This window comes from Kluyvera sichuanensis (assembly GCF_040930405.1).
Lineage (GTDB): Bacteria > Pseudomonadota > Gammaproteobacteria > Enterobacterales > Enterobacteriaceae > Kluyvera > Kluyvera sichuanensis.
In genome coordinates, this window is sequence record NZ_CP162271.1 from 2,187,482 (window position 1) to 2,212,455 (window position 24,974).

Here is a 24,974-nt window from a genome sequence, read left to right on the forward strand (position 1 = left end):
AACTGAATGAAAATCCTGGCGCTGTAACATCATTAAAGCCCGATGCACAAAACGTCATCGGGCTTGATTCCGCACTACCAGCAAACAGAGATTACGGGTAAATCCCGCGCTCTTTCCTCGCGGTAAGAATACGCTCGCAGGCAATCGCATACGCCGCCGTACGCAGCGAGATCTTCAGCTGCTGCGATTTATTCCACACATCATCAAAGGCGTTGAGGATGATTTTATCCAGCTTTTGATAAATCTCGTCTTCTGACCAATAGAAGCTGGAGAAATCCTGCACCCACTCAAAGTAGCTCACCGTCACGCCGCCCGCGTTACAGATAACGTCCGGGAGCACGATAATGCCGCGTTCGCGCAAGATGTCATCGGCCTGCGGCACCGTCGGGCCATTCGCGCCTTCCAGCACCAGGCGGCATGAGAGGCCTTCGGCGCGTTGGGCCGTAATCTGGCCCTCCAGCGCGGCGGGGATCACGATGTCATAGTCGTATAGCCAGAACGCATCGGGGCTGACGTCAGCCGCGCCCGGGAAGCCCTTTATCTTGCCGTTCTCGGTTTGCCAGGCGATAAGCGCGTCAATATCAATGCCGGAAGCGTCATACAGCGTGGCGGAGTGATCCTGCACGGAGATGACCTTGGCCCCTTCGCTGGCAAACAGCTGCGCGGCGACGCTGCCGACGTTACCAAAGCCCTGCACGCCAATACGCGCGCCGGTGATGTCGAGGTTAATGTGTTTCGCCGCCGCCATCCCGGTGACAAAGACCCCGCGTCCGGTGGCCTTAACGCGCCCCAGTGAGCCGCCAAGGTGGATAGGTTTTCCGGTGACCACACCGGTGGTGGTAGAGCCGACGTTCATCGAGTAGGTGTCCATCATCCAGGCCATCACCTGCGCATTGGTGCCCACGTCCGGTGCCGGAATGTCCTGCTGTGGCCCAATAATCAGGCCAATTTCGCTGGTGTAGCGGCGGGTCAGCCGTTCCAGTTCCTTCTTGCTGAGCTCGCCTGGGTCAACGCGAATACCACCTTTAGCACCGCCGAAAGGCAGATTCAGCGCTGCGCATTTGATGGTCATCCAGGCGGATAACGCCATCACCTCTTCTAAGGTGACATCCGGGTGGTAGCGCACCCCGCCCTTTCCCGGCCCGCGGGACAGGTTGTGCTGTACGCGATAGCCTTCGAAATGGCGCACGGTGCCATCTTCCATCTCCAGCGGAATGTCGACAATCAGCGCGCGTTTGGGGCGGATCAGGGTGTCGGCCCAGCTCTCCAGCTCGCCTAAATACGGCAGCACGCGCTCAACCTGGGCAATAAAGATATTCCATGCGGAGTCGGGATTGTTATTCAGAAACGACAGCGTTTTCATCGTTTACCTCAACAGTGAAATCGGATTTTTAATAAAAAAACCGACGATACGGATGGCTATCGTCGGTGCTCGGATGAGCAAAGTACCACGGCACTAAAGATGTCCATCTTGTGCAGAAAGCGAGGGTAACGTGGCGGTTCGTCAGTCCTTCAGGGCGTTTTTGATAATCTCCAGCGCCTGGGTGAACTGGAACTCCGGAATGGTTAACGGATAGAGGAAGCGGATCACGTTGCCATACTGGCCGCAGGTGAGCAGCAGTAACCCCTGCTCCAGCGCTTTACGCTGCACGCGCTGAGCCAGTTCGGCAGACGGTTCTCCGCTTGTCGGGTCGGTAAACTCTGCGGCAATCATCGAACCTACACCGCGCACTTCTGCCAGACCCGGCGCGTATTCACGGGCGTCGTTCAGGGTGGCACGCAGGCGTTCGCCTAACGCATCAGCACGCAGGCATAGTTTCTCATCATCAATAATATCCAGCACCGCCAGCGCAGCCGCGACGGAGAGCGGGTTGCCCGCGTAGGTGCCGCCCAGGCCGCCTGGCGCTGGCGCATCCATAATCTCGGCTTTGCCCACCACGCCGGAGAGCGGCATACCGCCCGCAAGGCTTTTGGCGATGGTCATCAGGTCCGGTTTGTCCGCGTAGTGGTCCATGGCGAACAGCTTGCCGGTACGGGCGAAGCCGCTTTGTACTTCGTCGGCAATCATCACGATGCCGTGCTTATCGCAGATGCGGCGAATTGCCGCGACGAAATCTGGCGGCGCGACGACAAAGCCCCCTTCCCCCTGGATAGGTTCGAAGATAATGGCGGCCACCTGCTCAGCATCAATATCGGCCTTAAACAGGCGTTCGATGGCTTTTACCGCATCGTCGGTGGTGATCCCGTGCAGGGCGGAAGGATAAGGCGCGTGGAATACCGAGCCCGGGAAGGGGCCAAAGCCTTTTTTGTAAGGGGCCACTTTGCCCGTCAGGGCCATGGTCATGTAGGTGCGGCCGTGGAAGCCGCCGCCAAAGGCGATAACGCCTGGTCGGCCAGTGTGGGCGCGGGCAATTTTCACCGCGTTCTCTACCGCTTCGGCACCGGTGGTGAAGAAGGCGGTTTTCGCGTCGCTGCCCACCGGGGCCGCGGCGTTAATCTTCTCGGCCAGGGTGACATAGCTTTCGTAAGGGACAATCTGGTAGGCGGTATGGGTAAAGGCCTGCAGCTGCGCTTCAACGGCCTGCACCAGGCGCGGGTGGCGATGACCGGTGTTGAGTACCGCGATGCCGGCAGCAAAATCAATGAACTGGCGACCTTCCACGTCCGTCAGGGTGCTGTTCTCAGCGGACTGCGCGAAGAAATCGCACATCACGCCCACGCCACGTGGGGTGGCGGCCAGGCGACGTTGATGCAGGTTTTTATTACTCATAGTGTTGCCTCATCCTTTTTTTATAAGTCTGTGAATACATCTCACTGCTATTTATTCACCATCTGGTACTCTAATCGAGAGCCAAAACGTTTTATTTTAAGGATCCAAATGCGTTCTCTTGCTGTAGATGTGATCACGCAGGCATTTTCGCAACAGACCGGTGAGAAATTGCATCGTCGTCTTTATGCGGCGATATGCAGTTGCATTCTGGAAGGCAGCCTGAAGCCCGCCACCCGCATCCCTCCTTCCCGGGATCTGGCCGATGAACTGGCGCTGTCGCGTAACACCGTGCTGCGCGTTTATGAACAGCTGCAGGCGGAGGGGTATATCTCGGCCCGCACCAGCAGCGGCACCTTTGTCAGCGAGAGCGTGCTGGACAATCTGGTCCAGCGAAAGATGCCGCCTTCATCCCCGCCGCAGCAGGCGCTCAGCATCCAATTGTCGGAACGCGGCCAGGCGCTGCTGGGCAACGCCAGCGCCAGCCCGCGCCAGTGGGGGGCGTTTGTGCCGGGCGTCCCGGACGTCACCCTCTTCCCGCATCGCGCGCTGAAAAAAATTCAGGATCGCCTCTCCCGCCAGCCGCTACCGCAGTATCTGACCTACGATGCCTACGGCGGCGTGGCTGAACTGAAAGCATCGCTGACCGATTACCTGCGCACGGCGCGCGGGGTGCGCTGCTCCCCGGACCAGATTCTGATAACCGAAGGGATCCACCAGGCGCTGGATTTGGTAACGCGCACCTTATGCAATCCGGGCGATCAGGCCTGGGTGGAGGAACCGGGCTACTGGGGCATCAAAAATATTCTGCGCATGAATGGGGTGAATTTTTCCGCCATCGCGGTGGATGAAGAGGGGCTGGTGCCTGTAGAAGAGAACGCGGTGCCGCCGAGAATGATTTTTGTCACCCCCTCGCATCAGTACCCGCTAGGGTCGGTAATGAGTCTGAGCCGCCGTCAGCAACTGCTGGCGCTGGCGCGTAAAACCCAAAGCTGGATTGTCGAGGACGATTACGACAGCGAGTTCCGCTTTGCCGGGCAGCCGATCCCGTCCCTTCAGGGGCTGGAAGAGTCTAGCCCGGTGATTTACATCGGCACCTTCAGTAAAACCCTCTACCCGGCACTCCGCCTCGGCTATATGGTGCTGCCGGAACCGCTGGCGGCGGCGTTAAAAAAGGTGCATAGCGATCTCTATCGTGGGGGCCACCTGCTGATGCAGGCCGCGCTGGCGGAGTTTATTCGCGAAGGTTACTACGCCGCCCATATCCGCAAGATGCGCCAGCTCTACAGCCGCCGTCGCCTCGCGCTGGTCGCGCTGATTACCCGTCAACTGGGGAAACAGTATCTGGGCGAGTTCAGCAGCAACGCCGGGCTGCATCTGATTTTGCAGCTACCCGATGATGCCGATGACCTCGCCATTACCCAGGAGGCGAACCAGCAAGCGCTGCTGGTGCGCCCCCTGTCACGCTATTTTGCCGACACGCCAACGCGCAAGGGGCTGCTGCTGGGGTTTGCCAGCATTGATGAAGAGGCAATGGCGCTGGCGTTTACCCGGCTGGCGGAGATCATCAAAAAGCACCTCCTTAACCCTGCTTAACTGGCAGCCCATATTAGACATCCCCCTTTACTAACAAAGGGGGTGGCCGATTATTTGTTCTCAGGTTTCAGCTCTTCATCCAGCTTTTTGGAATCGTAATAATCCCCCTGCCAGGTGATTTTTCCGTCCTTCACGCGGATATAGCTCACGCCTTCAAATTTGATGGCGTTGTTGGTAGCCGGGCTACCTGCCCACTCACCGCTGTTTTTACCGACAAACTGCCAGCGAAAGGCAACGGTATCTTTGTCGTAAACCGGCTTATCGGTCATGGTCCATTTCAGGTCGGGCACGGCGTGAATAAAGGCACCGATCACCTCTTTTTCGGCGTTATCCCGGCCCTTCACCGGCTCACCCGCCGCCGCGTCGTAATAGACCACGTCGCTGGACAGCAGGGTCGCCGCCTTGCTGGCATCATGGGCATTCCATGCCGCCATATAGGCTTTTACGACTTCCAGAGAGGAGCTATGGGCCTGCGCCAGCCCGGAGAACAGCACGGCGGAAAAAAGGGCAACTTTAAGGGTTTTCATTTTTTATCCTTGTTATTCAGTGATATCGCACATGATGTGTTTCACTCTGGTGTACTCGTCGAGTGAATAGGAGGAGAGATCTTTGCCATAGCCGGACTTTTTGAAGCCGCCGTGAGGCATTTCGGCACACAGCGGGATATGGTTGTTGACCCATACGGTGCCGAAATCCAGCTCAATGCTGAAACGCTGAGCACGGCCGTGGTTACTGGTCCAGACGCTGGCCGCCAGGCCATACTCCACGTCATTGGCCTTATGCAGCGCTTCTTCTTCGCTGCTGAACGATTGAATGGTCATCACCGGGCCGAAGACTTCGTGCTGGATAGCTTCATCCTGCTGATGCAGGCCGGAGACCAGCGTCGGTTCGAAATAGAAGCCCGGCCCCGGCCCCGCATGGCCGCCCATCTCAATTCTGGCGTGTGACGGCAGGCGTTCAATAAAGCCTTTCACCTGCTCCAGCTGATTTTTGCTGTTCAGCGCGCCGTAAAGCGCAGATTTGTCATCCGGCAGCCCAAAGCGGATGGCTTTGCCTTTCTCGAGCAGTTTTTGCAGGAAAGTGTCATAGACCGACTGCTCAACCAGCAGGCGCGTGGCGGCGGTGCAGTCCTGCCCGGCGTTGAAGAACCCGGCGGTGAGGATGGTATCCACGGCTTTGTCCAGATTGGCGTCAGCAAACACCACTACCGGCGCTTTACCGCCCAGCTCCAGATGTGCTTTGGTCAGGTTGGCTGCCGCCGATGCGGCGACCTGCAGACCGGCACGCACGGAGCCAGTAATCGATACCAGCGAGGCCGTGGGGTTTGAGACCACCAGCGAACCGGTACCGGCCTTACCCAGCACCACGTTAAACGCCCCTGCCGGGAAGAATGGCGCGGCAAGTTCCGCCAGCATCAGGGTGCTGATAGGGGTCGTGTCGCTCGGCTTTAACACCACCGTGTTACCTGCTGCCAGCGCCGGAGCAATTTTCCATACCGCCATCATGAAGGGGTAGTTCCAGGGGGTCACCTGCCCCACAATCCCCAGCGGCTCGCGGCGAATCGTGGAGGTAAAACCTTCGCTGTACTCTCCGCTGGCTTTGCCTTCCAGGCAGCGAGCGGCCCCGGCAAAAAAGCGAATGGCGTCGCAGGACGCGGCAATTTCCTCTTTCTCGATAAAGTGCCGCAGTTGCCCGGTCTCCTGGCTCTGAATTTCCGCCAGGCGCGCGGCGTTGCTTTCAATCGCATCCGCAAGATTCAGCAGCGCCTTCTGACGCTGCGCCGGGGTCGATTTTTTCCATACCGCGAAAGCCGCTTTTGCCGCCGCGTAAGCCTGATCGACCTCCGCTTTGCCGCCGTTCGGGCTCATGGCATAGCATTCGCCGTCGACCGGGCTCACCAGCTCAAACGCCTCTTCCGACGACGACGAGACAAACTGTCCGTTAATAAAATGCTTCAGCGTGTTCATGACCAACTCCTGACATTTAAAACATAAAGAAACTTATGTAATATATTTGTTACCGTCAGGATTCAAACGTGCTGAGCGAACAATATGATACGCTTCGCAAATTTAACTATTTTATTACATTAGAATCACAAAATAGCTAAATCTCAGCGGGGAGGGATTGCTCACCGACGGGATGACGCTATGTTGGCTCAGTGCCAGCAGGCCAGGAGATCGCGAAAACGGGGGTTATCTGCCGTGATTCTCTCCTTTCCTGCCCGGCAGGCTTATGTTAAGAAGGGTGCTCTTTCAGGGAATAAATAATAGAAAAGCTTATGATTACTCATGCAGTTATCTTTGCGCCTATTGGACAGGCCAGTCGCTCCGATCAAATAGTTCAGCGCCTCTCCAACGCGATCATTACCGGGCTGCTGGAACCTCATGAACAGCTGCCCAATGAAACCGACTTAGCGAAAATGATGGGCGTTTCGCACATTACGATCCGCGAGGCGCTTAACACGCTGCGGGCCAATGAATTGATCTACACCGTGCGTGGCAGAAATGGCGGCAGCTTCGTGTGCGAAAGCGTGCGCGATAAAAACAGCAGCCTGCACCCGTTCAAAACCATCAGCACGGATTACCTTTCCGATTTAGGAGAGATGCACTCCGCCATTATCAGCCATAGCGCCAGGCTGGCTTCCCGCCGGGTGACCGCGGCGGATATTGACCGGCTGCGAGGGTTTGTTGACGTGCTGAAGCACGCCGGGACGCCGGAGCAAAGGACCCAGTCTGATATGCGCTGTCTGCTGGCTCTTGCCGCCAGCTCGCATTCAGCCAGGCTGGCAAACCAGGAGCTACAGCTACAGGCTGAGTGGGCCTCACTGGTGGCGGTACTCTACCGTTCCGATGAGATTTTCCCGCAGGTTGTGGCCCTGTACGAGACGCTGACGGAGGCGCTGGCGAACCACGACGAACTGGCCGCCATGGCGATTGCAACCCGACTTATTGATACGTTTATCTACCACCTGATCGACCAAAAGATGAAATATAATCTGAGCGAAGGCTGACCGCAAAATGACCTCTCCCATATCGTTTACCACCCTGATAGATAAAATTGAGGATATTACCGCCTCAACAGTGGCGTCCACCGTCGCGCTGGCAGACCGCATACGTGAAAGCATCACCAGCGGGCAAAAGGCGTCGGCGGAGATGTTATTAGAGCCTGCCGTGAAGGCTACCATTCAGGGGCATATCCAGCACACGTTGCAGCATAACCGCTACTGCTCGGGGGCCGGTTTTGCCAGCCATATTGAGAGCAGCCCAACCGCCAGCGAATACTGGTTGCTGGAGTGGTGGTTTAAAAAGGCCAACGGGATGCAGCAGGTCAATCTCGACCTGGACCAGGCTACCCAGCAGCGGCTGGATTTCAGAACGTTTGAGTGGTTTAAACACACGCCGTCGGTGGGTAAGGCCTGTATTCACGGCCCTTATGTGGATTACGTCTGTAATACCGCGTACACCCTCACCTCTGCGGTGCCGGTTTACAGCAACGGGCAATTTCTTGGCGTGGCGGCTATCGATATGCTGGTAGGCCAGATTGAAGAGGAGCTACTTTCCTGTCGCCCTCCCGCAAAAGTGGTGCTGACTAACCGCGACAGACGCATCATTTTTTCGACTGAACCCCGTTTCCGGGTGGGCAATCTGCTGACCACGCTCCCGGCTACGGTGCTGCATCAAAGCGACTACTTCATTCTGTATCAATGTGACAATTAAGGGCCCGCAGGCCCTTGAGTATTAATAACTTTCTCTTGCTTTCAGCTCATCCGCATAGGCGATGGCATCATTTTCCGGCGCGCTGGAGCGACCAAACGGTCGCGCAATCGCCATATAGAGCAGACCGGTTCCCAGCACAATCGCCAGCCCAATCAGCACCGTCCAGCGATCGAGGAAGGTACTCCCTTCCGCAGGCTGCGCCAGCAACCAGATAGCCGCGACGCCATAGGCCAGCGCCAGTCCATTCACCAGCGTCCCCCAGCCACCGATAGTCCACTCACCGGCCGGTTTCCAGCCGTTCAGGCGTTGACGCATGGCGGCCAGCACTACCATCTGGAAGGAGATATAAATGCCGATCACCGCAAACGCAGTAATGCGCGCCAGGTTGTCAGGCTGGAAGTAGACGCAGACGCAGACAATCACCGGGAGCAGGCAGCTGACGATCATCGCGTTGTCCGGCACGCTGTTTTTGGAGATTTTAGACATCCACTCGCTGCCCGGTAACATTTTGTCGCGGGAGAAGGAGAAGATCAGTCGGCTTAACGCCGCCTGCAGAGAGAGAATGCAGGAGAGCATGGCAATAATCGCGATCACGATAAATACCGTCGCACCGGTTTCGCCCAGCGCTTCATGCAAAATTGCCGGGATAGGATCCGCCACCTTGCCGTTCACGATATTGAGCAGATTCGGTGAGGAGAGCAGATAGCCCAGTACCGAGATAATGGCGGAGATAGCGCCGAAGACGATACTTAAAATCATGGCGACCGGGATCTTCTTGCCTGGGTTTTGCACCTCTTCCGCCACGTTGCCGCAGGCTTCGAAGCCAAAGAACATAAACAGGCCCATCAGCGCGGCGGACATAAAGGCGGTGGTGTAGCTGCCATCATGCGCCATCACGCCCATCGAGTCGAAGATCACCGAGAACGGCTGAGTGCGATGGAAAATCAGTAAGTAGATCCCCAGCGCAATTACGCTGACAATCTCGCACCAGAAGCCGATACGGGCGACGCGCGCCAGGTTTTTGGTACCCGACATATTGATAGCCATCATCATCAGCAGCAGTACCGCTGAGGTTATCAACATCGTCATCGGCGTTTGTCCGTACTTGAACAGCGACTCAACGAAGGTCGCGGTGTATTCCGCAATGGAGGTAACGGTCACGACCAGCGCCCAAAGGTAGATCCAGGCAGCAATCCAGGCGTATTTTTTCCCCCACAGGCGTCTGGCCCAAGGGTATAACCCCCCGGTAATCGGGTATTGCGAAGAGACTTCACCAAAAACCAGCGCCACCAGCAGCTGCCCGCAGGCGACGATCAGAATCCACCATACCGCCGGTGGCCCCGCCAGCGTCACCGCCAGGGCAAACAGCGAGTAGACGGCGGTCAGCGGCGAAAGATAGGTAAAACCCAACGCGAAATTTGAGACCAGGCCAATAGATCTTGTGAATTGCTCTTTGTTATCAGACTGAATATGTTCAGTTTTTTTAGCAGGTGTCTGTTCCATATACGTTTCTCATTTGTAGGTAAAGCGCAGAGTACACCCGCTAATTTATAAAAGATAATAAGTTATATGTATATTGTCATTGTCACATTTTTGTTAAGTTTTTGTGTGGATTTGAGGTACTAAGGAATGGTTTGTCCGAAATCATGCTGCGTTTAGCTCAGCAACCCCGCCCCGACGTTCACCGACAGGCCCAGAATCGCCAGATTGAATACAAAAGAGATAACTGAATGGCAAATGAGGTGGGAAGATCTTTCATTTAGTGCTAATTACAGCGGTATTTAAACCGCTGTTAGCTATCTTTTAGCGCTATATATCAGGCTGGATATATTTATAACGTCTTTATAAATTTAAAAATCTGCCATAACGGCAGATTTCTGTAATCTATAATTAGAGGTTAGCAACGTTGTGATAGACTTTCTGCACATCGTCATCATCTTCAAGAGCATCAACAAGCCCTTCAAAGATGGCTAAATCTTCTGGTGACAGTTCAATTTCTGACTGTGCAATCATTTCTAATTCTGTGGTCGCGAATTCAGTAATACCAGACGCTTTCAGCGCGGCAATACCTTTATGAAGGTCAGTGGCTTCAGTATAAACAATAATGTTGCCTTCTTCTTCAGTCACATCACGAACTTCCACTTCAGCTTCAAGCAGAATTTCAAAAATACTATCAGGGTCTGTTCCCTTAAATACAATCACACCGGTGTTGTCAAACATATAGCTGACCGCACCCGTTGCGCCGATGTTCCCGCCTTTTTTATTGAAAATGTTGCGGACATTAGCAATCGTGCGGTTAACATTAGAGGTCAGCGTTTCAGCGATAAGCATAGAACCGCTTGGCCCAAAGCCTTCATAACGCCCTGCTACGAAGGTTTCATCTCCGCCGCCTTTGGCTTTATCAATGGCTTTATCAATAACGTGCTTTGGAACCTGTGCTTGTTTAGCACGTTCAATAACGAATTTTAACGCGGAGTTTGATTCTGGATCTGGCTCGCCTTGTTTAGCAGCGGCATAGATTTCTACACCGAACTTTGCATATACGTTTGACGTTGCACCGTCTTTAGCCGTTTTTTTAGCAACGATATTGGCCCATTTACGTCCCACTGGAAGAGTCCCCTCAAATATTTATTTACGTTAACGCCAGATTAATAATCTGCACGTTTTTCCTCCGCATTATATCATGATATGTAAATACTCGTCTATGAGAACTAAAAAAAGCAAATTTTCACGACATGTTACTTTAATTATATAAATAATTAACATTGCGGATGAATTATTTTGAAATGAACGCCAGGATATTATATTTCTATTATTAATAACCAAACACCAGCAATAAAATATAATAGAAATAAGGCGGTATTCCTGAAAAATATCGCCGTCATTTTATTATAAAACCACGCACACCTGCCCTACCCTGCCAGCGCCCCAAAGCTCACGATCCGCGAACGCCCTAGCTCTTTCGCCCGGTACAACGCCACGTCCGCCGCACGCAGCAGGCTGTCGCTCTGGGCGTGCTGCGGGTAGCTTGCCACGCCGATGGAGACATCCACATGACCAATCTCCGCACCGCTAAAGCGCAACACCAGTTCGCGTACGCCGTCGAAAATCTCGCTGGCGATGCGGTTAGCGGCCTCATCGTCCATGTCGTACAGCAGCACCAGAAACTCTTCGCCGCCGTAACGGAAAGCTAAGCCTCGGTCCTGCACCACGCGCTGAATGGTGGAGGCGACGCTTTTAATTACGCCGTCGCCCGCCTCATGACCGAAGCGGTCATTGATATTTTTGAAGTGATCGATGTCAATCATCAGACAGCTCATCGGCTCTTCGTTGCGAATCGCCTGGCTCATCTGGGTATTCAGGGTATCGTCCAGATGGTGGCGGTTACGTAGACCAGTGAGCGGGTCGTAGAGCGCTTTTTCCAGCAGCGCATCACGCAGGCGCTGGTTGGCTAACGCCAGGCCCAGCGCTTCCGCCATCAGTTCAAGGTAGGCGCGGGAAGGTGCGGTCTGGTCGTTGAGATTCTGGAATGAGAGCAGGCCGATGGCCTCGCCCTGGGCAATCAGCGGGACGCACAGCGTATGGTCGAGACACGACTCCGGCAGATGGTAGCAGCCGATATCCGGCTCGCCATGTACCGGCGGGTGGCTCTGCCCGCGGCGCACTGCCCAGCACTCATCCGGGTGGAACGGCGTTGGCTCGCCCTCGGGTGATAACCAGGAGGCCACGCAGCGCATCTGCCACGGATCTTTGTCGAGAATATAGAGTCTTCCCGCGACGCCCGGTGCAATATTGGGGGCGAAGAGTTCTGCCACGTTCACCACGTCGTCAAAGCATTCGCAGCCCTGCAGACGCTGGGTCATGCGCGCCAGCAGTTCGCGTATCGCCCAGTCGGCATCGCGCTGCCGTTCAAGCTGTTGCCGCACCAGCCCGTTCTCGCGGAAAATGCGGATCGCCTGCGCCATGTCGCCAATTTCATCAATCTGCTTAAAGTTCGGCGTATCAACGGCGTAGTCCTGAGAAGCCAGGCGATGTACCACGTCGCTCAACCGCACCACCGGGCGCAGCACGCGGCGTTTTAAAATAAAGCCGAGGACGAATAAAAACAGCAGCGCCGTCAGCCCGACCATCACCTCGGATAGCGTACGCAGCATGCGGGAGTCGCGGGTCGCTTCCTGAACCGCACGCAGCGCCCGGCTATCAAGCATCTGGCGGAAATGATCCATGCGCTCCTGCGCCCGATCGAGCTCCTGCTCATAGATTTTGCCATACAGCAACGAGACGGCAATCGGCGCCTCCTCATGCGCTAAGTTGGCGAGCGCAGTTTGTTGTTCATCCTGGAGGTCATACACAATCTGTAGCCCTTCGTGCAGCAGCGCCAGCTCTTCACCCGTCGCCCCGACATCTTCGAGCTTCGACAGATGGTGTTCTATCTCCACCTGCTGCTTTTCCCGTTGATGATATTCGCTCAGCACCTCAGGGTCTTTATTCACCACGTACAGACGCGCCAGGTCAGAGAGCGACCAGGCATTGCTCTCGATTTCATCCGTCAGTCGATCGAACACCAAACGCTGCTGCACCGCCTGCCGCTCGGCGTTATCCGCACTGGAGGCCATCAGCATGACGATACCGGAGACAATCGTCAGACATACCGTCGCGCCGTAGGCCCAGTTGGTTATTGTGGCAATTCTCACCTGTCGGTTCCTTCTACTACCTGAAAACAAGAAGCATGATTGAAATTATAGGAAACGCCTGATTTCTCGTGACAATAAAAAGGCGACCTCAGGCCGCCTTTTGCTATTTCGTGATCGTCATGCCTCGGGCGGACTTTTGCCCTCTTCAATAAACTCTTCATCCAGCCCCTCGACGTTCCCGGCGTGATCTCGCCCGGAGAAGAGGTTCCAGCAGGCGAGGAACAGCGCGGCAATCAGCGGGCCAATCACAAAGCCGTTGATACCGTAGATTTCCATACCGCCAATGGTGGTGATAAGAATCAGGTAGTCCGGCATTTTGGTATCTTTGCCCACCAGCAGCGGGCGCAGAATATTGTCCACCAGCCCGACAATAATCACGAAGAAGCCGACGATAAACAGCCCCTGCCACACCTGCTGGGTGGCGAAGAGGAAGATTGCCGCCGGTACCCAGATAATCGCCGCCCCTACGGCAGGCACCAGCGAGAGAAACGCCATCAGCGCGCCCCACAGCACGCTGCCGTCGATGCCGACAATAGCAAAGGCTATGCCGCCGAGCGTCCCCTGCACCACTGCAACCACCGCCGTGCCTTTGACCGTCGCCCGCGTGACGCCGACAAACTTGGCAAACAGGTGCTGCTTAACGATATCCGTCAGCGGCAAAGAGTCGAGGATCTGGCGCACCAGAAACGGCCCGTCTTTCAGCAGGAAGAACAGCAGATAGAGCATGATGCCGAAGCTGATGGCAAAGCCAAACGTCCCTTTACCAATCAGGAAGGCGCTGCCAGCAAGGTACTGCCCACCCGCCAGTGCGACGTCAGAGAGTTTTTTCTGGATCTGTGCGACGTTATCGAGATTGTGTTCTATCAGGAACCCGCGCGCCCAATGCGGCAGATGCGAGAAGAGGCTGGCTATCACCTGCGGAAAACGGGTGTTGTTCTCCTGCAGCTTGGTGTACACCACGTTTAGCTCAAGCGCCAGCGAGGAGAGGATCACCATCAATGGAATAAAAACGATCAGACAGATAATGCCGATAGTCAGCAGCGAGGCCAATCCGTTACGATCGCCCAGTGCGCTGCGCAGTTTGTTTTTCACCGGGTTAAAGACGACGGTGAGGATCGCAGCCCACAGAATGGCGGAGAAATACGGCGACAGTACATCGAAGAATGCCCAGGTCACGAGCGCGAGAATGAAAATAAAGAAGCCTTTGGTCAATCCGTTAAATCGCATTAGTGAATCCTGTTGCGGGGAAACAGTCTCGACTATAGAAGCGTTTAGCCGGATTTACCAGGCGGCATGTTCATTCTCCCTAACGGACAAGTGACCGCGCCTGGTAACCTACAAAGACCGTTTTCCGGCCCATTGACCGGAAGACACAACGGGAGGAAGCATGTCAGAAGTACTCAACGATAATGAACTTGCACGCATTGCCCAACGTTTACAAGCGCTGGCGCAGACCGGACTCACGTACACCAAAGACGCTTATGACCGGGAGCGTTATGAAGAGCTGATGGGCATCGCCGAACGAATGCTAACCGCGCGCTTTGACCTGCCGGAAGCCACGCTGAAAAATCTGCATAAGGTAGACACCGGCTACGCCACGCCAAAAACCGACGTGCGCGCCATCATTCTGCATGAAGGCAAGCTGCTGATGGTTCAGGAATCTGACGATAAAGGCTGGAGCCTGCCGGGCGGCTGGGCCGATATTGGCGATAGCCCTGCGCAAGCGGTCGAGCGTGAAGTGCGTGAAGAGACCGGGCTTGAGGTGAAAGTAAGCCGCCTTCTCGGCGTCTGGGACCGCAACCAGCACGGGCATCCGCCCTATCCCTGGCATGTCTATAAGCTGATTTTCCTCTGCGAAACGTTGGGCGGCGAGCTTGCCATCAGCCATGAATCGCTGGATATCGCCTACGTTGACCCGAACAATCTGCCGCCGCTCTCCCTGACGCGTATCGTGCCGGAAGAGATCCACGCTAGCATCCGTAGCGTGCGTGAAAACGAACCGGTGTGGTGCGACTAAATATCCGGCAATAAAAAACCCCGCATTGCGGGGTTTTTCACATCGGTGACGATGGATTACATCATCGGCATCGCCAGACGCACAATGCTAATCAGCGGCTGTGGATAGATACCCAGCACCAGTACCAGCAGCGCGGAGATCAGAACCACAATACCGCCTGCGCTGTACTGCCAGTTAGACGGCGCATCGCGGTTTGGTTTTTCCGGCGCGCTCAGGTACAGGCTCACCGCCACACGCAGGTAGTAGTAGAGACCAATCGCGGAACCGACAACCACCGCGCCAACCAGCCACCACAGGTGTGCCTGGACGCCGACGGCCAGCACGTAGAACTTGCCGATAAAGCCGAGGGTCATTGGGATACCGGCCAGAGACAGCATCATCACGGTCATCACCGCCGCCAGAATCGGACGGTGCCAGAACAGACCACGGTAGGCGTACAGAGACTCTGCATCCGGGCCGCGGTACGGGCTGGACATCAGGCTGACGACACCAAACGCACCGAGGCTACTGAACAGGTAACCCGCCAGGTACACGCCAACGGTTTCCATCGACATCTCGCCGCTATGCAGCGCAATCAGCGCCACCAGCAGGTAGCCGAGGTGAGAGATGGAAGAGTAACCGAGCAGACGCTTGATGTTGGTCTGGCTCAGTGCCATCAGGTTACCGAAGATGATGGAGGCAAAGGCGATAAGGCCCAGCACCACGCGTACCGCTTCGCTGTCGCCTACCGGCGCGTACAGGAACAGACGCATCACCACGCCAAAGATAGCAATCTTGCTGGCGGTGGCCAGGAAGGTTGATACCGGCGCAGGGGCACCCTGATAAACGTCCGGCGTCCACAGGTGGAACGGCACCAAAGAGAGCTTGAAGCCGAGGCCAACAATCATCATCCCCAGGCCTGCCAGCAGCAGCGGTTCGTGCAGCATGTTATCGCCGAGGCTCTTACCGAGCGCGACGAAAGACAGGTTGCCGGACTGCGCGTACAGCAGCGCCATACCGAACAGCAGGAATGACGATGCGGCGGCGGACAGAATGGTGTACTTGATGCTCGCTTCCAGAGAACGTTTCTGGCGGAACGCGTAACCAATCAGGCCAAACAGCGGCAGAGAAATCAGCTCAATACCGAGGAACAGCGCCGCCAGGTGGTTGGCGTTCGCCAGCAGAATGCCGCCGAGGGCAGCAATCAGCACCAGCAGGTAGAACTCTTCCTTGTTGTCGGTATAGCCCTCAAGCCACGGGTAAGCAAAGGTACAGGTCGCAAGGCTCGCCAGCAGCACCAGGCCAGTGTAGAACATGGCGTAGGCATCAACGCGCATCAGCGGCGTGACGTCCATCGCCCCCGCCTGACCAACAAACCAGAGCGAGACCAGCGCGGCGTTAAGCCCAAGCACTGACAGCGTGGCATTCAGGAAGTGATTGCGTCGCCACGCAATGGAGAGCATCACAACCACCACCGTCAAGCCGACGATCAGCAGCGGTAATAGCGCGATCAGTTGTTGTGGAGTTATTGTCATGGCGAATTACGGCCTTGTAGTTGAAACAGAATTAACAAACCACTGCTGGATGTTACTCATCGCAGAATGTGACGTGTCCAGAATCGGCTGCGGGTAGAAGCCCAGCAGAACCAGAAGCACGACCAGCAACAGGACGATAAACAGCTCGCGCAGCGACATCCCTGGCAGTTCTTTTGCCGCGATTTCACTCTTCGCTTTGCCAAAGTACGCACGGTGCAGCATCGCCAGCGAGTAAACGGAAGCGAACACCAGACCGAAGGTCGAAATCACCGTAATCGTCGGAACCACATGGTAGCTGCCGAACAGGATCATGAATTCGCCGACGAAGTTACCGGTACCCGGCATCCCCAGCGTACAGACCGCGAAGAACAGTGACAGCGCAGGCAGCCATTTAATTTTGCTCCACAGGCCGCCCATCTGACGCATGTCGCGGGTGTGCAGACGTTCGTAAAGCTGACCACACAGAATGAACAGGCCGGCTGCGGACAGACCGTGCGCAATCATCTGGATAACCGCACCCTGGTACGCCAGCTGGCTGCCGGTGTAGATAGCAATCAGCACGAAGCCCATGTGGGAAACGGAGGTGTAGGCAATCAGACGTTTGATGTCGTACTGCGTGAACGCCATCCATGCGCCGTAGAAGATACCAATCACACCCAGCCACATGGCGATAGGCGCGAATTCTGCGGAAGCGTTCGGGAACAGCGGCAGCGCGAAGCGCAGCAGACCGTAGGCCGCGGTTTTCAGCAAGATACCCGCAAGGTCAACAGAACCGGCGGTTGGTGCCTGTGAGTGTGCGTCTGGCAGCCAGCCGTGCAGCGGAACCACCGGCATTTTCACCGCGAAGGCGATGAAGAAGCCCAGCATCAGCAGGTATTCCACGCCGTGGGACATTGGCGTCTTCAGCAGGTCCTGATAGTTGAAGGTCCATACGCCGGTCGCATCGTGGTGAACGAACACCAGCGCCAGGATGGCAATCAGCATCACCAGACCGCTCGCCTGGGTATAGATGAAGAACTTGGTGGCCGCCGTGATACGCGTTTTACCGTCGGAGGCTTTATGGCCCCACAGCGCGATCAGGAAGTACATCGGCACCAGCATCATCTCCCAGAAGAAGAAGAACAGGAACATGTCGATGGCCAGGAACACGCCGATAACGCCGCCCAGGATCCACATCAGGTTGAGGTGGAAGAAGCCCTGGTATTTCTGGATTTCATTCCAGGAACAGAGCACCGCCAGCACACCCAGCAGACCGGTCAACACCACCATCAGCAGCGACAGGCCGTCGAGCGCGAGGTGAATCGTTATCCCAAAGCGTGGGATCCACGGCAGGATGAATTCAGACTGCCACTGCGGCAGACCGGTGGATTGGGTGAGTGAGTAGCCGCCCTGCAGCCACAGCTGCAGGCCAAGCGCCAGCGTCAGTCCCATGGTTACCAGCGCTATCCAGCGCGGCATCTTCACGCCAAAGCGTTCGGTCTGCCAGCAGAGGAAACCGCCGATAAAGGGAATCAGTATTAGCCAGGGTAATAACATGGCAATTCATTTCCTTATTAATCTATCCGGAGGCGACAAGCCTGCCAGAACAGGAAAACAGCACGACATTTTCATGGGGAGGAAACTCCTCCCCAACGAATTAACGCAATACCATCAACAACGCCAGCACCACCACGGCACCGATGCTCATTGACGCAACATACCAGCGCAGATACCCGTTCTCGCTCAGTACCAGGCCTTTGCCTGCGAAGCGGGAGAGGATAGCCGGAATGTTCATCAAGGCATTGAGCGGGTCGCGCTTCAGCAGCCAGGCGATGCCAAGGAACGGCTTCACGAACACCTTGTCGTACAGCCAGTCGAAGCCCCAGGCGTTATACCACCAGGTCCCCAGCAGGCGGCCAGGTGCGCTGTTGGCGATGGAGGTCACCAGCGTGCGTTTGCCCAGCCACAGCCATGCGGCAATCAGGATCCCGGCAATCGCCACGACACCCGAGGTGATTTCCAGCGTCAGCACGCGGCCGTGTTCCAGTTCGGTCGTTGCCGGCAGTACGCCGTGCAGCGGTGGCACAATCAGCGCGCCGATAAAGGTCGACAGCACCATCAGCACGATCAGCGGCAGGTGGTGAGTAATCCCCTTCCCTGCGTGGGCGTGAATCTGCTCTTTGCCGTGGAAGACGATGAAGATCATACGGAAGGTGTAGAGCGAGGTCATGAATGCACCGACCAGACCCGCTACCATCAGGTTGATATGACCGTTCGCCATCGCACCGGCAAGGATTTCGTCCTTACTGAAGAAGCCTGCGGTAATCAGCGGCAGCGCGGAGAGCGCGGCACCACCGACCAGGAAGCAGGCATACACCAGCGGAATCGACTTACGCAGGCCACCCATCTTGAAGATGTTCTGTTCGTGATGGCAGGCCAGAATGACCGAGCCGGACGCAAGGAACAGCAGCGCTTTGAAGAACGCGTGGGTCATCAGGTGGAAAATCGCCGCATCCCATGCCTGTACGCCAAGCGCCAGGAACATGTAGCCAATCTGGCTCATGGTGGAGTAAGCGAGTACACGTTTGATATCGGTCTGTACCAGCGCGGCAAAGCCTGCCAGCACCAGCGTTACCGCCCCAATAATACCGACCAGATGCAGCACTTCCGGCGTCAGCAGGAACAGGCCGTGGGTACGGGCAATCAGGTAAACACCGGCGGTCACCATGGTCGCCGCGTGGATCAGCGCAGAAACTGGGGTTGGGCCAGCCATCGCATCCGCAAGCCAGGTCTGCAACGGCAGCTGCGCGGATTTACCCACCGCACCGCCCAGCAGCATCAGGGTTGCCCACATCAGCATGTTGTTGCCCGCGGCGAAGTGCGCCGGTGCCAGTTCAACCATTTCGCGGAAGTTCAGCGTGCCCAGCTCGTTGTAGAGAATGAACAGCGCGAACGCCAGGAATACGTCACCGACACGGGTCACCACGAAGGCTTTCATGGCCGCCGCGCCGTTCTTCGGATCGGTGTAGTAGAAACCGATCAGCAGATAGGAGCACAAGCCCACGCCTTCCCAGCCGAGGTACATCAGCAGCAGGTTATCGGCCAGCACCAGAACGACCATGCTGGCGATAAACAGGTTGGTGTAGGCGAAGAAGCGAGAGTAACCCTCTTCCCCACGCATATACCAGGAGGCGAACATGTGGATCAGGAAGCCGACGCCGGTCACCACGGAGAGCATGGTCAGGGATAGGCCATCCAGCACCAGGTTAAAGCCGATGTTGAAGTCGCCGACGGACATCCACGTCCACAGCGGCAGGCTGAAAGCCTGCTTGCCGTTGGCGAAGAAATCCATGCCAGCATACGCCGTGACCAGCGCCGCGAGGCCAATCGACCCGACGCCAACGGTGGCGGAGAGATTCTCCGACCAGCGTCCGCGGGAGAAGGCCAGCAGAACGAAGCCAATGAATGGCAGAATAATGGTTAAGGCAAGCATGTTCATCCGCGCAACTCACTTACTGAATCGATGTTCAGGTTCTGGCGGCGACGATGGAGCTGCAGCAGCAGCGCCAGGCCAATACTCGCTTCCGCAGCCGCGAGGGTAATGGCGAGGATATACATCACCTGACCGTCGGTCTGGCCCCAGTAGCTGCCGGCAACCACGAAGGCCAGCGCGGCGGCGTTAATCATAATTTCCAGCCCAATCAGCATAAACAGCAGGTTGCGGCGGATAACCAGACCGGTTAAACCCAGCACGAATAAAATCGCCGCGAGGATCAGCCCATGTTGTAAAGGAATCATGCGTGTTCCTCCGTTTTCCTTTTCGCGCTATCGCCAGCGCGGTTGCTCAGCACTTCGCCCATGCGGTCTTCACGACCGATATGGAAGGCCACAACCAGGCCTGCCAGCAGCAGCATCGATGCCAGTTCAACCGCCAGTACGTACGGCCCGAACAGGGCAATACCGACTTCTTTGGCGCTGATAGCGTTACCGTCAATACCCTGGTCGTTCAGGCCCATGATGGCGTACACCATCACCGCCAGCAGCACGGCGGACAGAACCGCCGGGCCAATCCAGATTTGCGGCTTCAGCCACTGACGTTCCTGGGCGATTTCAGCGCCGCCCAGGTTCAGCATCATCACCACGAAGACGAACAGCACCATGATGGCGCCCGCATAGACGATGATCTCCAGCGCACCGGCGAAGTAAGCGCCCAGCGAGAAGAACACCCCGGCAATAGCCAGCAGCGAGACAATCAGATACAGCAGCGCGTGTACCGGGTTAGTGTGCGTAATCACTCGCAGGGTCGCGAGGACAGCAATCAGGCCACAGATATAAAAAGCGAATTCCATTGCCCCTCTCCTTACGGTAACAGGCTCTTGACGTCGATAGGCTTAGCTTCGTTCTCTGCTTCGCCCTTATCTTTGCCGTCGATTGCCATACCCGCCATCCGGTAGAAGTTATATTCCGGGTATTTGCCCGGACCGGAAATCAGCAGATCCTCTTTTTCGTACACCAGATCCTGACGCTTGTATTCGCCCAGTTCGAAGTCCGGGGTCAACTGAATCGCCGTGGTCGGGCACGCTTCTTCACACAGGCCGCAGAAGATGCAGCGTGAGAAGTTAATGCGGAAAAACTCCGGATACCAGCGGCCATCTTTGGTCTCTGCTTTCTGCAGAGAGATACAGCCAACCGGGCAGGCTACCGCGCACAGGTTACAGGCAACGCAGCGCTCTTCGCCGTCCGGGTCGCGCGTCAGCACGATACGGCCACGATAGCGCGGCGGCAGGTAGACCGGCTCTTCCGGGTACATCTGCGTTTCGCGTTTGGCGAACGCATGCAGGCCGATCATCCAGATACTGCGTACCTGGGTGCCGAAGCCTACGAGTAATTCTTTTAAGGTCATGGTCTATAGCCCCTTATGGCTGCTGCCAGAGAATGACAGCCGCCGTTACCAGCAAGTTGATGAGCGTCAGCGGCAGGCACACTTTCCAGCCGAAGGACATTACCTGGTCATAACGAGGACGCGGTAACGACGCACGAATCAAAATGAACATCATCATGAAGAACGCGGTTTTCAGCGCGAACCAGATGAATGGCGGTAAGAACGGGCCTTGCCAGCCACCGAAGAACAGCGTCACGATCAGCGCCGACACGGTGACGATACCGATGTATTCCCCCACGAAGAACAGACCGAATTTCATACCGGAATATTCGATGTGGTAACCATCGGCCAGTTCCTGCTCCGCTTCCGGTTGGTCAAACGGGTGACGGTGACATACCGCCACGCCCGCAATCGCAAAGGTAATGAAGCCGAAGAACTGAGGAATGACGTTCCACAGGTGAGCCTGGTTATTGACGATGTCGGTCATGTTGAATGAACCGGCCTGCGCCACCACGCCCATCAGAGACAGACCCAGGAACACTTCGTAGCTCAGGGTCTGCGCAGACGCACGCATCGCACCCAGCAGCGAGTATTTGTTGTTGCTCGACCAGCCGGCGAACAGCACCGCGTAAACCGCGAGACCCGCCATCATCAGGAAGAACAGGATCCCGATGTTGAGGTCGGCGACCACCCAGCTTGGGCTGACCGGCACAATGGCGAAGGCCAGCAGCAGCGAGGTGAAGGCGATAACCGGTGCCAGCGTAAAGATCATGCGGTCCGTAAATTTCGGAACCCAGTCCTCTTTAAAGAACATTTTGATCATGTCGGCAACCAGCTGGAGCGAACCGCCCCAGCCCACGCGGTTTGGCCCGTAGCGGTTCTGGAACAGGCCCAGAAGGCGACGTTCACCGAAGCTCATGAACGCCCCGCAGGTGACGACCACCAGCAGGATGACCACGGCCTTGATGATGCTAAGGAGGATCTCAATCAGATCCGGCGTTAACCAACTCATTGCTGTGCCTCCTGCAGATTCTCAAGACGCGCGCCCGCCAGTGCTGGAGCAATGCCCGGCATGCCCATCGGCAAACCAACCTGCCCTGCCACCAGCCCGCTGGAAATGACCAGCGGCAGCGTGACCGTCTGACCATCAAAGCTGAACGCCATCTTCGCGCCTTCGTTTACGCCAAGCGCCGCGGCATCGGCCGGGTTGAGCTTGAGGTAAGGCTGCGGCATCCGGCTCTGGAACACCGGTGCGCGCTGTGACATCTCGTCGCTACCAAACAGATGGTAGTACGGGGCCACGCGCCATTTCCCGGCTTCAGCCTGGAAGCTTGCCGGTACGGTGGTGAAGTAATCCAGACCGTTAGCAGACGCTTCAATCAGACGTACGCCCGGGTCACCGTGACGCAGTTTGCCGCCCACTTCCGCCTGGAACTTGTTCCATGCCTGCGGGGAGTTCCAGCCTGGAGCCCATGCAAATGGGATCTGCGAGCGCGGCGCGCCCGGCTGGTTGTTCCCTTCCATAGAGAAGGCGAACATGGTGTCTTTATCCTGCGGCTGACGCGGTTCGTGAACGCTGATGTTCGCGCGCATGGCCGTACGACCACTGTAGCGGTGCGGTTCACGCGCCAGCTTCTGACCGCGAATGCGGAAGGTCGCATCCGGCGCAGCATCTTTGATACCTGCCAGCTGCGGCAGCGCCGCGACGGCAGCGTCAATCACGTGGTCCAGCTGAGTCCAGTCAACCTGACGGTTTTCCAGGGTGCTGTGCAGCGAGTGCAGCCAGCGCCAGCTTTCCAGCATGATGGTTTTGCTGTCGTAGTAGCTTGGGTCATACACCTGGAAGAAGCGCTGTGCGCGACCTTCGTTGTTGATGACCGTACCGTCGCTTTCAGCAAAGCTTGCCGCCGAGAGCACCAGGTGTGCATGGTCCATAATCGCCGTACGCTGATGGTCAATGACCATCACCAGCGGAGCTTTATCCAGCGCCGCGTTCACACGGCTGGCAGCCGCATGACGGTGCAGGTCGTTTTCCAGCACGATAACCGCATCGGCAGCGCCGCTTTCCAGCTCGTTCAGGGCGTCATCCAGAGAGCCGCCGCCAATCATGCCGAGGCCAACGCTGTTCACCGCACGAGCAATCATCGTCACGCCAACGTCAGAACCGCGCGCTTTCAGGGCTTTCGCCACGTTCGCTGCAGCCTGAATCACTTCAGCGCTACCGGCGTTGGTGCCGGAGATAATCAGTGGTTTTTTCGCCCCGGCCAGCGCCTGAACGATCACGTCGATCTTGCCCTGTAGATCACGATCGATACCGTCAACGGCCGGCGCGTTGTTGTCCAGCGCATGGGCAATGGCGAAGCCTAAACGCGCCTGATCTTCTACCGGTGCGCGGTAGGTCCACGCGGCGATATCGTCCAGACGGGTGTCGTCCACGTTAGTGACAAACAGCGGGTGTTTTGCACGCTGGCCGATGTTCAGGATTGCTGCAATCTGCCAGTCAGCCACTTTCTGGGCCGCTGCCATTTCACGCGCTTTACCTTTCACCGCCTGGCGTACCGCCAGCGCAACGCGAGCGCCGGTCTGGGTAACGTCTTCGCCCAGCACCAGTACCGCATCGTAAGATTCGATTTCGCGCAGCGCCGGCGTATGAATGCCGCCTTCGCGCAGCACTTTCAGCGCCAGCTGCAGACGTTCCTGCTCGCCTTTGGCGATGCCGGTGTAGAAGTTATCCGCACCCACCAGTTCACGCAGCGCGAAGTTGCTTTCCACGCTCGCACGTGGAGAACCGATACCAATCACTTTCTTCGACTGACGCAGAATATCCGCCGCGCCCTGCATCGCCTGCTCGGCGTTGAGGGTGATGAGGTCATCGCCACGACGCTGAACCGGCTGACGCGGACGGTCTTTCAGGTTCACATAGCCATAGCCGAAACGACCGCGGTCGCAGAGGAAGTAGTGGTTAACGGTACCGTTGTAGCGGTTTTCGATACGACGCAGTTCGCCGTAACGCTCGCCCGGGCTGGTGTTACAGCCGATGGAGCACTGCTGGCAGATGCTTGGCGCAAACTGCATGTCCCACTTACGGTTGTAGCGCTCGGAGTGCGTCTTATCGGTAAATACGCCGGTCGGGCAAATTTCAACCAGGTTACCGGAGAATTCGCTTTCCAGGGTACCGTCTTCTGGACGGCCAAAGTAGACGTTATCGTGCGCGCCGTATACACCGAGATCGGTGCCGTCAGCGTAGTCTTTGTAGTAACGCACGCAGCGGTAGCAGGCGATGCAGCGGTTCATTTCGTGAGAGATGAACGGCCCCAGGTCCTGGTTGCGGTGGGTACGCTTGGTAAAGCGATAGCGACGGAAGCTATGACCGGTCATTACGGTCATATCCTGAAGGTGGCAGTTACCGCCCTCTTCACAGACCGGACAGTCGTGCGGGTGGTTAGTCATCAACCACTCCACCACGCTCTCGCGGAACTGCTTCGCTTCTGCGTCGTCGATAGAAATAAAGGTGCCGTCAGATGCCGGTGTCATACAGGACATCACCAGGCGGCCACGCGTGTCTTCCGCGTTCTGATATTGCTTCACCGCACACTGGCGGCAAGCACCGACGCTCCCAAGCGCCGGGTGCCAGCAAAAGTAGGGAATATCAAGACCCATAGAGAGACATGCCTGTAGCAGGTTGTCCGCTCCGTTGACCTCGTACTCTTTGCCGTCTACATGAATCGTAGCCATTAGCGTGCTTCCAAATTAAAAAAATCGTTACCACTTCCTCATTCAGGCTGCCTCTGCGTTGGCTGCCTTCATTC

Annotated in this window: 20 protein-coding genes; 4 read left to right on the forward strand and 16 right to left on the reverse strand. The window is 56.6% G+C overall.

Annotated elements, in window-relative coordinates; translation table 11 throughout:
• Positions 1–91 precede the first annotated feature (91 nt).
• Positions 92–1,363 carry a Glu/Leu/Phe/Val family dehydrogenase gene (locus AB2B48_RS10655; protein ID WP_220440381.1) on the reverse strand — a complete coding sequence of 424 codons (1,272 nt, stop codon included), beginning with the start codon at positions 1,361–1,363 and terminating at the stop codon, positions 92–94.
• Between the two features lie 141 nt (positions 1,364–1,504).
• Positions 1,505–2,770 (reverse strand): 4-aminobutyrate transaminase, encoded by a 1,266-nt coding sequence (puuE, locus tag AB2B48_RS10660; RefSeq protein ID WP_220440380.1) that lies wholly within the window; start codon positions 2,768–2,770, stop codon positions 1,505–1,507.
• A gap of 108 nt (positions 2,771–2,878) precedes the next feature.
• Here puuE and AB2B48_RS10665 point away from each other — a divergent pair, with 108 nt between their 5' ends.
• Positions 2,879–4,363, forward strand: coding sequence for a PLP-dependent aminotransferase family protein (locus AB2B48_RS10665; protein WP_368301725.1), 1,485 nt, complete (start codon positions 2,879–2,881; stop codon positions 4,361–4,363).
• Between the two features lie 50 nt (positions 4,364–4,413).
• Here the strand turns inward: AB2B48_RS10665 and AB2B48_RS10670 are convergent, their stop codons facing one another.
• Together AB2B48_RS10670 and AB2B48_RS10675 are read right to left on the reverse strand one after the other, a co-directional pair.
• Positions 4,414–4,890 carry an ester cyclase gene (locus tag AB2B48_RS10670; protein ID WP_185666826.1) on the reverse strand — a complete coding sequence of 159 codons (477 nt, stop codon included), beginning with the start codon at positions 4,888–4,890 and terminating at the stop codon, positions 4,414–4,416.
• Positions 4,891–4,902: 12 nt separating this feature from the next.
• A complete protein-coding gene (locus AB2B48_RS10675) occupies positions 4,903–6,330 on the reverse strand; it encodes a gamma-aminobutyraldehyde dehydrogenase (protein ID WP_368301726.1) in 1,428 nt (475 codons plus the stop codon).
• Between the two features lie 311 nt (positions 6,331–6,641).
• Here AB2B48_RS10675 and AB2B48_RS10680 point away from each other — a divergent pair, with 311 nt between their 5' ends.
• Positions 6,642–7,373 carry a FadR/GntR family transcriptional regulator gene (locus tag AB2B48_RS10680; RefSeq protein WP_368301727.1) on the forward strand — a complete coding sequence of 244 codons (732 nt, stop codon included), beginning with the start codon at positions 6,642–6,644 and terminating at the stop codon, positions 7,371–7,373.
• A gap of 7 nt (positions 7,374–7,380) precedes the next feature.
• On the forward strand, positions 7,381–8,079 hold the full coding sequence (locus AB2B48_RS10685; RefSeq protein ID WP_368301728.1) for a cache domain-containing protein: 699 nt from the start codon (positions 7,381–7,383) through the stop codon (positions 8,077–8,079).
• A 21-nt stretch (positions 8,080–8,100) separates the two neighbouring features.
• Here the strand turns inward: AB2B48_RS10685 and AB2B48_RS10690 are convergent, their stop codons facing one another.
• The 4 genes from AB2B48_RS10690 to AB2B48_RS10705 form a co-directional block, all read right to left on the reverse strand.
• Positions 8,101–9,582 (reverse strand): APC family permease, encoded by a 1,482-nt coding sequence (locus AB2B48_RS10690; protein WP_185666822.1) that lies wholly within the window; start codon positions 9,580–9,582, stop codon positions 8,101–8,103.
• Between the two features lie 387 nt (positions 9,583–9,969).
• Entirely contained in the window at positions 9,970–10,686 is a 717-nt protein-coding gene (locus AB2B48_RS10695; protein WP_185666820.1) for a YebC/PmpR family DNA-binding transcriptional regulator, read from the reverse strand.
• Between the two features lie 305 nt (positions 10,687–10,991).
• Positions 10,992–12,773 carry a diguanylate cyclase gene (locus AB2B48_RS10700; protein WP_368301729.1) on the reverse strand — a complete coding sequence of 594 codons (1,782 nt, stop codon included), beginning with the start codon at positions 12,771–12,773 and terminating at the stop codon, positions 10,992–10,994.
• A gap of 117 nt (positions 12,774–12,890) precedes the next feature.
• A complete protein-coding gene (locus AB2B48_RS10705) occupies positions 12,891–14,000 on the reverse strand; it encodes an AI-2E family transporter (RefSeq protein ID WP_368301730.1) in 1,110 nt (369 codons plus the stop codon).
• 160 nt (positions 14,001–14,160) lie between these two features.
• Here AB2B48_RS10705 and AB2B48_RS10710 point away from each other — a divergent pair, with 160 nt between their 5' ends.
• A complete protein-coding gene (locus tag AB2B48_RS10710) occupies positions 14,161–14,790 on the forward strand; it encodes an NUDIX hydrolase (RefSeq protein WP_368301731.1) in 630 nt (209 codons plus the stop codon).
• Between the two features lie 56 nt (positions 14,791–14,846).
• Here AB2B48_RS10710 and nuoN read toward each other — a convergent pair whose 3' ends face one another.
• The 8 genes from nuoN to nuoG form a co-directional block, all read right to left on the reverse strand.
• Positions 14,847–16,304 carry an NADH-quinone oxidoreductase subunit NuoN gene (gene nuoN / locus AB2B48_RS10715; protein WP_185666816.1) on the reverse strand — a complete coding sequence of 486 codons (1,458 nt, stop codon included), beginning with the start codon at positions 16,302–16,304 and terminating at the stop codon, positions 14,847–14,849.
• A gap of 6 nt (positions 16,305–16,310) precedes the next feature.
• Entirely contained in the window at positions 16,311–17,840 is a 1,530-nt protein-coding gene (nuoM, locus tag AB2B48_RS10720) for an NADH-quinone oxidoreductase subunit M (protein ID WP_368301732.1), read from the reverse strand.
• A 100-nt stretch (positions 17,841–17,940) separates the two neighbouring features.
• The gene (nuoL, locus tag AB2B48_RS10725; protein ID WP_185666814.1) at positions 17,941–19,782 is read right to left on the reverse strand and encodes an NADH-quinone oxidoreductase subunit L; all 1,842 of its coding nucleotides are present in this window, start codon (positions 19,780–19,782) and stop codon (positions 17,941–17,943) included.
• Positions 19,779–20,081, reverse strand: coding sequence for an NADH-quinone oxidoreductase subunit NuoK (nuoK, locus tag AB2B48_RS10730; protein WP_035892477.1), 303 nt, complete (start codon positions 20,079–20,081; stop codon positions 19,779–19,781). The genes nuoL and nuoK overlap by 4 nt, the downstream gene beginning before the upstream one ends.
• The gene (gene nuoJ, locus AB2B48_RS10735) at positions 20,078–20,632 is read right to left on the reverse strand and encodes an NADH-quinone oxidoreductase subunit J (protein WP_185666813.1); all 555 of its coding nucleotides are present in this window, start codon (positions 20,630–20,632) and stop codon (positions 20,078–20,080) included. Before nuoJ ends, nuoK begins: the two co-directional genes overlap by 4 nt.
• Before the next feature lie 11 nt (positions 20,633–20,643).
• The gene (gene nuoI / locus AB2B48_RS10740) at positions 20,644–21,186 is read right to left on the reverse strand and encodes an NADH-quinone oxidoreductase subunit NuoI (protein ID WP_000172742.1); all 543 of its coding nucleotides are present in this window, start codon (positions 21,184–21,186) and stop codon (positions 20,644–20,646) included.
• A gap of 13 nt (positions 21,187–21,199) precedes the next feature.
• Positions 21,200–22,177, reverse strand: coding sequence for an NADH-quinone oxidoreductase subunit NuoH (nuoH, locus tag AB2B48_RS10745; RefSeq protein ID WP_185666812.1), 978 nt, complete (start codon positions 22,175–22,177; stop codon positions 21,200–21,202).
• Positions 22,174–24,900, reverse strand: a complete 2,727-nt coding sequence (nuoG, locus tag AB2B48_RS10750; protein ID WP_185666811.1) for an NADH-quinone oxidoreductase subunit NuoG — start codon at positions 24,898–24,900, stop codon at positions 22,174–22,176. Before nuoG ends, nuoH begins: the two co-directional genes overlap by 4 nt.
• Between the last annotated feature and the right edge of the window lie 74 nt (positions 24,901–24,974).

Coding starts and splice junctions, on each gene's coding strand:
- nuoL (WP_185666814.1), bottom strand. CDS start 19,782: ATGAACATGCTTGCCTTAACCATTATTCTGCCATTCATTGGCTTCGTT.
- AB2B48_RS10710 (WP_368301731.1), top strand. CDS start 14,161: ATGTCAGAAGTACTCAACGATAATGAACTTGCACGCATTGCCCAACGT.
- AB2B48_RS10705 (WP_368301730.1), bottom strand. CDS start 14,000: ATGCGATTTAACGGATTGACCAAAGGCTTCTTTATTTTCATTCTCGCG.
- AB2B48_RS10690 (WP_185666822.1), bottom strand. CDS start 9,582: ATGGAACAGACACCTGCTAAAAAAACTGAACATATTCAGTCTGATAAC.
- AB2B48_RS10675 (WP_368301726.1), bottom strand. CDS start 6,330: ATGAACACGCTGAAGCATTTTATTAACGGACAGTTTGTCTCGTCGTCG.
- nuoK (WP_035892477.1), bottom strand. CDS start 20,081: ATGATTCCTTTACAACATGGGCTGATCCTCGCGGCGATTTTATTCGTG.
- AB2B48_RS10680 (WP_368301727.1), top strand. CDS start 6,642: ATGATTACTCATGCAGTTATCTTTGCGCCTATTGGACAGGCCAGTCGC.
- AB2B48_RS10685 (WP_368301728.1), top strand. CDS start 7,381: ATGACCTCTCCCATATCGTTTACCACCCTGATAGATAAAATTGAGGAT.
- puuE (WP_220440380.1), bottom strand. CDS start 2,770: ATGAGTAATAAAAACCTGCATCAACGTCGCCTGGCCGCCACCCCACGT.
- nuoN (WP_185666816.1), bottom strand. CDS start 16,304: ATGACAATAACTCCACAACAACTGATCGCGCTATTACCGCTGCTGATC.
- nuoG (WP_185666811.1), bottom strand. CDS start 24,900: ATGGCTACGATTCATGTAGACGGCAAAGAGTACGAGGTCAACGGAGCG.
- nuoM (WP_368301732.1), bottom strand. CDS start 17,840: ATGTTATTACCCTGGCTAATACTGATTCCCTTTATCGGCGGTTTCCTC.
- AB2B48_RS10670 (WP_185666826.1), bottom strand. CDS start 4,890: ATGAAAACCCTTAAAGTTGCCCTTTTTTCCGCCGTGCTGTTCTCCGGG.
- nuoH (WP_185666812.1), bottom strand. CDS start 22,177: ATGAGTTGGTTAACGCCGGATCTGATTGAGATCCTCCTTAGCATCATC.
- AB2B48_RS10655 (WP_220440381.1), bottom strand. CDS start 1,363: ATGAAAACGCTGTCGTTTCTGAATAACAATCCCGACTCCGCATGGAAT.
- AB2B48_RS10665 (WP_368301725.1), top strand. CDS start 2,879: ATGCGTTCTCTTGCTGTAGATGTGATCACGCAGGCATTTTCGCAACAG.
- nuoI (WP_000172742.1), bottom strand. CDS start 21,186: ATGACCTTAAAAGAATTACTCGTAGGCTTCGGCACCCAGGTACGCAGT.
- nuoJ (WP_185666813.1), bottom strand. CDS start 20,632: ATGGAATTCGCTTTTTATATCTGTGGCCTGATTGCTGTCCTCGCGACC.